Origin of the sequence: Gordonia sp. NPDC058843, from assembly GCF_042743165.1 — a bacterium.
Taxonomy (GTDB): Bacteria; Actinomycetota; Actinomycetes; order Mycobacteriales; family Mycobacteriaceae; genus Gordonia.
This window is the reverse complement of record NZ_JBHYNC010000065.1, coordinates 12,797-21,637: the sequence shown is the minus strand read 5'-3', so window position 1 is coordinate 21,637 and position 8,841 is coordinate 12,797. Positions and strand designations below refer to the sequence as shown.

Sequence of the window (8,841 nt, the reverse complement as noted above, 5' to 3'; positions counted from 1 at the left end):
CTCGCGATGAGTGCGGGGGCCGCGTCGTGTCGGGTCAGTGACTACCGGTAGTCGTTGGAGAACCCGTAGTCGTCCAGCGGCACCGCAGCGCCGGCCGGAGCACCGAAGGTGCCGTCCGGGCTGTAGTAGGTGTCGTCGTAGGACGGCACCGCGTAGGCCGCGGCACGTGCCTCCTCGGTCGGCTGAACCTGGATGTTCCGGTAACGGTTGATACCCGTACCGGCCGGGATCAACTTACCGATGATCACGTTCTCCTTCAGACCGATCAGCTTGTCGCTGCGGCTGTTGATCGCCGCGTCGGTCAGGACACGCGTGGTCTCCTGGAACGACGCCGCCGACAGCCACGACTCGGTCGCGAGCGATGCCTTGGTGATACCCATCAGCACCGGACGTCCGGCGGCGGGCTCGCCACCCTCGGTCACGACCTGACGGTTGGCCGCCTCGAACTCGGCGCGCTCGACGAGCGAACCGGGCAGGAACTCGGTCGAACCGTGATCGATGATCGTCACGCGACGCAGCATCTGACGCACGATGGTCTCGATGTGCTTGTCGTGGATCGACACACCCTGGCTGCGGTAGACCTCCTGGACCTCGTTGACCAGGTGGATCTGCACTTGACGGGGACCCATGACGCGCAGCACCTCGTGCGGGTTGGCCGAGCCCTCCATGAGCTGCTGGCCGACCTCGACGTGGTCGCCGTCGGACAGGAGCCGCTCGGAACCGTCGTCGTGCTTGAACACACGCAGACGCTGACGCTTCGAGATCTTGTCGATGACAACCTCTTCGGAACCATCGTCCGGGATGAGGGTGATCTTGTAGAAGCGGTCGTCGTCCTCGAGACGCACCCGGCCGGAGACCTCCGCGATCGGCGCGACGCCCTTGGGGACGCGAGCCTCGAAGAGCTCCTGGACACGCGGCAGACCACCGGTGATGTCGTCACCGACGCCACCCTGGTGGAACGTACGCATCGTCAGCTGGGTACCGGGCTCACCGATCGACTGGGCCGCGATGATACCGACGGCCTCGCCGATGTCGACGAGCTTGCCGGTGGCCATCGAACGGCCGTAGCACATCGCGCAGACGCCGGTGCCGGTGCCGCAGGTCAGGACCGAACGGACCTTGACCTGCGTGATGCCGGCGGCCAGCAGTGCCTCGATGGCCGGGTCGCCCAGGTCGTGACCGCGCTCGACGATGACGTTGCCGTCGGCGTCGACCGCGTCCTGCGCCAGCGTGCGGGCGTAGGTCGAGGTCTCGACGTGCGCATCGCGGATGAGCGTGCCGTCGGCCTGCTTCTCGGCGATCGTGGTGTTGATGCCGCGCTCGGTGCCACAGTCGGTCTCACGCACGATGACGTCCTGCGACACGTCCACCAGACGACGGGTCAGGTAACCCGAGTCGGCGGTACGAAGCGCGGTGTCGGCCAGACCCTTACGGGCGCCGTGGGTGTTGATGAAGTACTCGGCCACGGTCAGGCCCTCGCGGAACGAGGACTTGATCGGACGCGGGATGAACTCACCCTTCGGGTTGGTCACCAGACCCTTCATGCCCGCCAGCGAGCGGATCTGGGTCATGTTGCCCGCCGCACCCGACTTCACGATCATCGGGATCGGGTTGTCATCCGGGTAGTGCGCCTCCATGGCAGTACCGACCTCTTCGGTCGCCTGCTTCCAGATCTCGACGAGGGAGTCACGACGCTCGTCCGGGGTGAGGGCACCACGCTGGAACTTGCGCTCCAGACCGTCGGCCCGCTCCTCGTACTTGTCGAGGATCTCCGCCTTCTGCGGCGGCACCAGCACGTCGGCCATCGAGATGGTCACGCCCGAACGCGTGGCCCAGTGGAAGCCGACATCCTTCAGCTTGTCGACGGTCTGGGCGACGACGATCATCGGGTAGCGCTCGGCGAGATCGTTGATGATCACGGCCTGACGCTTCTTCGGCATCTGCTCGTTGACGAACGGGTACTGGATCGGCAGCAGCTCGTTGAAGAGCACCCGGCCCAGCGTGGTCTCGATGTCCCACGGCTGTCCGAACTTCCAACCGTCCGGGAACTGCTCGGCCTCGATCTCGGCCGGCGGACGCTGGTCGGTCAGACGCACCTTGATACGCGAACGCACGGTCAGCGCACCACGGTCGACGGCCATGATGGCCTCGGACGGGGTCGAGTAGACACCGCGCTCGACGTCGTCGGCGGTCGCCGGGCTGTACTCGCCCACCGCACCCTCCTTGAGGGTGGTCAGGTAGTACAGACCGGTCACCATGTCCAGACGCGGCATGGCGAGCGGACGGCCCGACGCCGGCGACAGGATGTTGTTCGACGACAGCATCAGGATGCGTGCCTCGGCCTGCGCCTCCGCCGACAGCGGGAGGTGCACGGCCATCTGGTCACCGTCGAAGTCGGCGTTGAAGGCCTCACACACCAGCGGGTGGAGCTGGATGGCCTTGCCCTCCACCAGCTGCGGCTCGAAGGCCTGGATACCGAGGCGGTGCAGCGTCGGTGCGCGGTTCAGCAGCACCGGGTGCTCGGAGATGACCTCTTCGAGGACGTCCCACACCGCGGGACGCTGACGCTCGACCATGCGCTTGGCCGACTTGATGTTCTGTGCCTGGTTCAGGTCGACCAGACGCTTCATCACGAACGGCTTGAACAGCTCGAGAGCCATCAGCTTCGGCAGACCACACTGGTGCAGCTTGAGCTGCGGGCCGACCACGATGACCGAACGGCCCGAGTAGTCGACGCGCTTGCCGAGCAGGTTCTGACGGAAGCGACCCTGCTTGCCCTTGAGCAGATCGCTCAGCGACTTCAGCGGGCGGTTGCCCGGTCCGGTGACCGGACGGCCGCGACGACCGTTGTCGAAGAGTGCGTCCACCGACTCCTGCAGCATCCGCTTCTCGTTGTTGACGATGATCTCGGGAGCACCCAGATCGATCAGTCGCTTGAGGCGGTTGTTGCGGTTGATCACGCGGCGGTACAGGTCGTTCAGGTCGGACGTCGCGAAGCGGCCACCGTCGAGCTGGACCATCGGACGCAGCTCCGGCGGGATCACCGGCACGGCGTCGAGGACCATGCCCAGCGGCGAGTTGCCCGACTGCTGGAACGCCGCGACGACCTTGAGTCGCTTGAGCGCACGCAGCTTCTTCTGGCCCTTGCCGCTACGGATGGTCTCGCGCAGGGACTCGGCCTCGGCGTCGATGTCGAAGGTCTCGAGGAGCTTCTTGATCGCCTCCGCGCCCATCGAACCCTGGAAGTACTCGCCGTAGCGCTCTTCGAGCTGACGGTAGAGCTTCTCGTCGATGATGAGGTCGCCCAGGCTGAGCTTGACGAACTTGTCCCAGATCTCCTCGAGACCGTCGAGCTCACGCTGGGCGGAGTCGCGCATACGACGCATCTCGCGCTCGGCGCCGTCGCGCACCTTGCGGCGCACATCGGCCTTGGCACCCTCGGCCTCGAGCTCGGCGAGATCCTGCTCGAGCTTCTGCTGACGCTCGTTCAGGTCGGCGTCGCGCTGATCGGCGACAGCCTTCTTCTCGACCTCCATCTCCGCCTCGAGCGTCGAGAGCTCGTTGTGGCGGAGCTCGTCGTCGACCGCGGTGATGACATAGGCGGCGAAGTAGATGATCTTCTCGAGATCCTTCGGCGCCAGATCGAGCAGGTAGCCCAACCGGCTCGGCACACCCTTGAAGTACCAGATGTGGGTGACCGGGGCGGCGAGCTCGATGTGGCCCATACGCTCACGGCGCACCTTGGCCTTGGTCACCTCGACGCCGCAGCGCTCACAGATGATGCCCTTGAAGCGGACGCGCTTGTACTTGCCGCAGTAGCACTCCCAGTCGCGGGTCGGGCCGAAGATCTTCTCGCAGAACAAGCCGTCCTTCTCCGGCTTGAGCGTGCGGTAGTTGATCGTCTCCGGCTTCTTGACCTCACCGTATGACCAGTTGTGGATATCGTCGGCCGTGGCCAGGCCGATCTTCAGTTCGTCGAAAAAGTTGACGTCGAGCACTTGTTACCTTTCCAGAGCTCTGTTGTCAGTGGGCGCGGGCGCCGGGATCGAATCCGGCGCCCGGCCCGAGGTGGTGAGGGTCAGTTGGCGAGATCGTCGACGGTGGCCGACTCGTTGCGCGACAGGTTGATCCCGAGGTTGGCAGCAGCACGCTCCAGGTCCTCGTCGTCGGTGTCGTGCATCTCGATGGCCGCACCGTCGGAACTCAGCACCTCGACGTTCAGGCACAGCGACTGAAGTTCCTTCAGCAGCACCTTGAACGACTCGGGGATGCCCGGCTCCGGGATGTTCTCGCCCTTGACGATCGCCTCGTAGACCTTGACGCGGCCCACCACGTCGTCCGACTTGATGGTCAGCAGCTCCTGCAGCGTGTACGCCGCGCCGTAGGCCTGCATGGCCCAACACTCCATCTCACCGAAACGCTGACCACCGAACTGTGCCTTACCACCGAGCGGCTGCTGGGTGATCATCGAGTACGGACCGGTCGAACGAGCGTGGATCTTGTCGTCGACCAGGTGGTGCAGCTTGATGATGTACATGTAGCCGACCGACACCGGGTACGGGAACGGCTCGCCGGAGCGACCGTCGAACAGCGTCGCCTTGCCGTCGCCGTTGACCATCACCTCGCCGTCGCGGTTGGGCAGCGTCGAGGACAGCAGTCCCGTCAGCTCCTCCTCGCGCGCGCCGTCGAACACCGGGGTGGCGGTGTTGGTGTCGGGCTCCGCCGAGTACATGTCCTCGGGCAACCGCGACGCCCACTCCGGCACGCCCTCGGCCACGTTGATGTTCCAGCCGGCCTTGGCGACCCACCCGAGGTGGGTCTCCAGGATCTGGCCGATGTTCATACGACGCGGCACACCGTGGGTGTTCAGGATGATGTCGACGGGGGTGCCGTCGGGCAGGAACGGCATGTCCTCCTGCGGGAGGATCTTGCCGATGACGCCCTTGTTGCCGTGACGACCGGCGAGCTTGTCGCCGTCCTGGATCTTGCGCTTCTGGGCCACGTACACGCGGACCAGTTCGTTGACGCCGGGAGCCAGATCGTCGTCGTCCTCGCGGCTGAACACGCGCACGCCGATGACCTTGCCGGTCTCGCCGTGCGGCACCTTCAGCGAGGTGTCGCGGACCTCACGGGCCTTCTCACCGAAGATGGCGCGCAGCAGACGCTCTTCCGGGGTCAGCTCGGTCTCGCCCTTCGGCGTGACCTTGCCGACCAGGATGTCGCCGTCGCGGACCTCGGCACCGATGCGCACGATGCCACGCTCGTCGAGATCGGCGAGGACCTCGTCGGAGACGTTCGGGATGTCCCGGGTGATCTCCTCGGCACCGAGCTTGGTGTCGCGGGCGTCGATCTCGTGCTCCTCGATGTGGATCGAGGTGAGCACGTCCTCTTCGACGAGACGCTGGCTCAGGATGATCGCGTCCTCGTAGTTGTGACCCTCCCACGGCATGATCGCCACGAGCAGGTTCTTGCCGAGCGCCATCTCACCGTTCTCGGTGCAGGGGCCGTCGGCGAGGACCTGGCCGGACTCCACGCGCTGACCCTCGTCCACGATCGGACGCTGGTTGGCACAGGTGCCGTGGTTGGAACGCGCGAACTTGCGCATCCGGTAGGTGTCACGGGTGCCGTCGTCGGACATGACGGTGATGTAGTCGGCCGAGACCTCTTCCACCACACCGGTCTTGGTCGAGACGATGACGTCACCGGCGTCGACCGCGGCACGCAGCTCCATGCCCGTACCGACCAGCGGCGACTCGTTGCGCACCAGCGGCACGGCCTGACGCTGCATGTTCGCACCCATCAGGGCGCGGTTCGCGTCGTCGTGCTCGAGGAACGGGATCATCGCGGTCGCGACGGACACCATCTGGCGGGGCGAGACGTCGAGGTACTCGACATCGGTGGCGCCGACGAACTCCACCTCGGAGCCCTTCTTGCGCACCAGGACACGCTCGTCGGTGATGCGGCCGTTGCCGTCGAAGTTGGTGTTCGCCTGGCCGATGAGGAAGCGGTCCTCCTCGTCGGCGGTCATGTATTCGATCTCGTCGGTGACGACACCCTCGACGACCTTGCGGTACGGAGTCTCGATGAAGCCGAACGGGTTGACCCGCGCGTACACCGACAGCGAACCGATCAGACCGATGTTCGGACCCTCAGGGGTCTCGATCGGGCACATGCGGCCGTAGTGCGACGGGTGCACGTCGCGCACCTCGAGGCCGGCACGCTCACGGCTCAGACCGCCCGGGCCCAGCGCCGACAGACGACGCTTGTGGGTCAGACCCGACAGCGGGTTGTTCTGGTCCATGAACTGCGACAGCTGGGAGGTTCCGAAGAACTCCTTGATCGCCGCCACGACGGGACGGATGTTGATCAGGGTCTGCGGGGTGATCGCCTCGACGTCCTGAGTGGTCATGCGCTCGCGCACGACGCGCTCCATACGCGAGAGTCCCACGCGGATCTGATTCTGGATCAGCTCGCCGACGGTACGGAGGCGACGGTTGCCGAAGTGGTCGATGTCGTCGACCTCGACAGGCACCTCGACGCCGCCCGGGACGGTCATGTAGCTGGTCGTGTGCGGGTCGGCCTCGTGCAGACGCACCAGGTACTCGACGGTCGCGATGATGTCCTCGCGCGTCAGGGTCGACTCGCCCACCATCGGATTACCGGTCAGGCCCAGCTTCTTGTTGACCTTGTAGCGACCCACGCGGGCGAGGTCGTAACGCTTGTCCTTGAAGAACAGGTTCTCCAGGAGGTTCTCCGCGGACTCCTTGGTCGGCGGCTCACCCGGGCGCAGCTTGCGGTAGACCTCGAGCAGCGCCTCGTCCTGGTTGCCGGTGTTGTCCTTCTCCAGCGTCGACATCATGATCTCGGAGAAACCGAAACGCTCGGTGATCTCCTCGGCGGTGAAGCCCAGCGCCTTGAGCAGCACGGTGACCGGCTGACGACGCTTGCGGTCGATACGCACGCCGACGGTGTCGCGCTTGTCGACGTCGAACTCCAGCCACGCACCGCGACCCGGGATCACCTTGACGGTGTGCAGGGTCTTCTCGGTGGTCTTGTCGATCGAGGCGTCGAAGTAGACGCCCGGGCTGCGGACCAACTGGCTCACCACGACACGCTCGGTGCCGTTGATGATGAAGCTGCCCTTTTCGGTCATGATCGGGAAGTCGCCCATGAAGACGGTCTGCGACTTGATCTCGCCGGTGTTGTTGTTGATGAACTCAGCGGTGACGAACAGCGGCGCCGCGTAGGTCATGTCCTTGTCCTTGCACTCCTCGACGGAGGCCTTGACCTCGTCGAAGTGCGGCTCGGAGAAGGACAGGGACATCGAACCGGAGAAGTCCTCGATCGGGGACAGCTCGTGGAGGATGTCCTCGAGGCCGCCGGTCGGGTTCTCGTCGCCGCGGGCGATCGCCTTCGCGCGCCACTCCGGCGAGCCGACGAGCCATTCGAACGAATCGAGTTGGAGGTCGAGGAGGCCCGGAACCTCCAGCGGCTCGCTGATCTTTGCAAACGACGCGCGATGCGGCGCGCCGGGGATTGTTGAGGTGGACTGGCGGTTGACTGCCAAGATGCGTCCTTCCAACACGACGTTATTCACAACCTAGATGTGCAGTACGTGGCTTTGATGGGCCGTTCGCTGGTGACACCCTGGGATCGGCGATCACCGCAGCACACACGTCTAGGAGTGGCCGAAGAAGGATCGATAGATGGACAGGAGGCAGCCAGCGCAACGTCCAACTGTAGCAGAAAATAGACGCACTTTGTCAAGCCGTCTGGAAAGCGACTTCGCGCAAATGGCTGCCTGCACGTCGATCGCTGGTCACAGACTGGCCCGACATCGCCCTCACGTCAAGCGCTACGCGCGAAATTCGCGAAGTTGGCTTTCGACACCGCTCCCGACCTGGTGATCAGGGCGCGCCGCGGGGCGATCAGAAGGGCTCGACCGCCCGGATACGCCACTGATCGCCCTCACGCACCATCGAGAACTGAGCGCGCGGCGCACCGCTGTTGGTGGCCATACTGTTCTGGGTCTCGCTCACGACCAGATTCGCGATGACCGACGCGGTCGCACCGTCGCCACCCCCGGAGAGGTCCCGGACGCCGATCGCGTCGACCCGGCACTCCGCGCCGGTCTTGGTTTGTGTGATCAGCTCACGCTGTGCTTTCAGCGTCTCGTCGAACTCGGTACGCGCCTGACCGGTCAGCGCGTCCTGAGCCCGCCGCTGCCATTCATCGAGCTCGGTGTGGTCGTAGCCGAACACCGCGCAGATCCGCTCCTGAGCCTGCGAGGTCAGCTGCGAGGTCGACTCCTGGTCCACGAACGCCTTGTTGGGTCCGATGTCGGCACCCGGATGGAACGCCAGAACCGCGGCCACGACGAACAACACCGCTGCGATCGCCGCGAGCACTCCCGTGCGGATGCCGAGGAGGTTGCGCGAGCCACTCCCCCGACGGTCGCGCTTCCCACCGGGACGGCGACCGGGCCGTCGTCCCATCGGCCGGTCGGTCTTACCCGAGGTCGGGGTTGCCGACGTCGAGGCGTCGCCCCGGCGAAGGGTCGAGACCCGCGCGACCGGCTTGGTCTTGGGTTTGGGCGACTCGACGGTCGCGGCCTTCTGCAGGTCGACGGTGTCGGTTTCGGGAGTGTCGTCACCGGACCCTTCGAGGCTCGTCGCTTGCGCTCCTCGCACCTCAGGGGGCAGGGGGGCGTCGGCCTGCGCTCCTCGCACCTCAGGGGGCAGGGGGTCGTCGGCTTGCGCTCCCCGCACCTCAGGGGGCACGGGGGCGTCGGCTTGCGCTCCCCGCACCTCAGGGGGCACGGGGGCGGCGGCGTGCGCTCCT

At 65.6% G+C, this 8,841-nt stretch carries 3 protein-coding genes; all 3 read right to left on the bottom strand.

The window, feature by feature from the left end; all coding sequences use genetic code 11:
- Positions 1–41: 41 nt before the first annotated feature.
- Positions 42–3,998, bottom strand: coding sequence for a DNA-directed RNA polymerase subunit beta' (locus ACFW3F_RS24430; RefSeq protein ID WP_388062120.1), 3,957 nt, complete (start codon positions 3,996–3,998; stop codon positions 42–44).
- 80 nt (positions 3,999–4,078) lie between these two features.
- A complete protein-coding gene (locus tag ACFW3F_RS24425) occupies positions 4,079–7,567 on the bottom strand; it encodes a DNA-directed RNA polymerase subunit beta (RefSeq protein WP_388062118.1) in 3,489 nt (1,162 codons plus the stop codon).
- A gap of 361 nt (positions 7,568–7,928) precedes the next feature.
- Positions 7,929–8,780: a hypothetical protein gene (locus tag ACFW3F_RS24420; RefSeq protein ID WP_388062122.1), complete on the bottom strand. Its 852-nt coding sequence runs from the start codon at positions 8,778–8,780 to the stop codon at positions 7,929–7,931.
- Positions 8,781–8,841 lie beyond the last annotated feature (61 nt).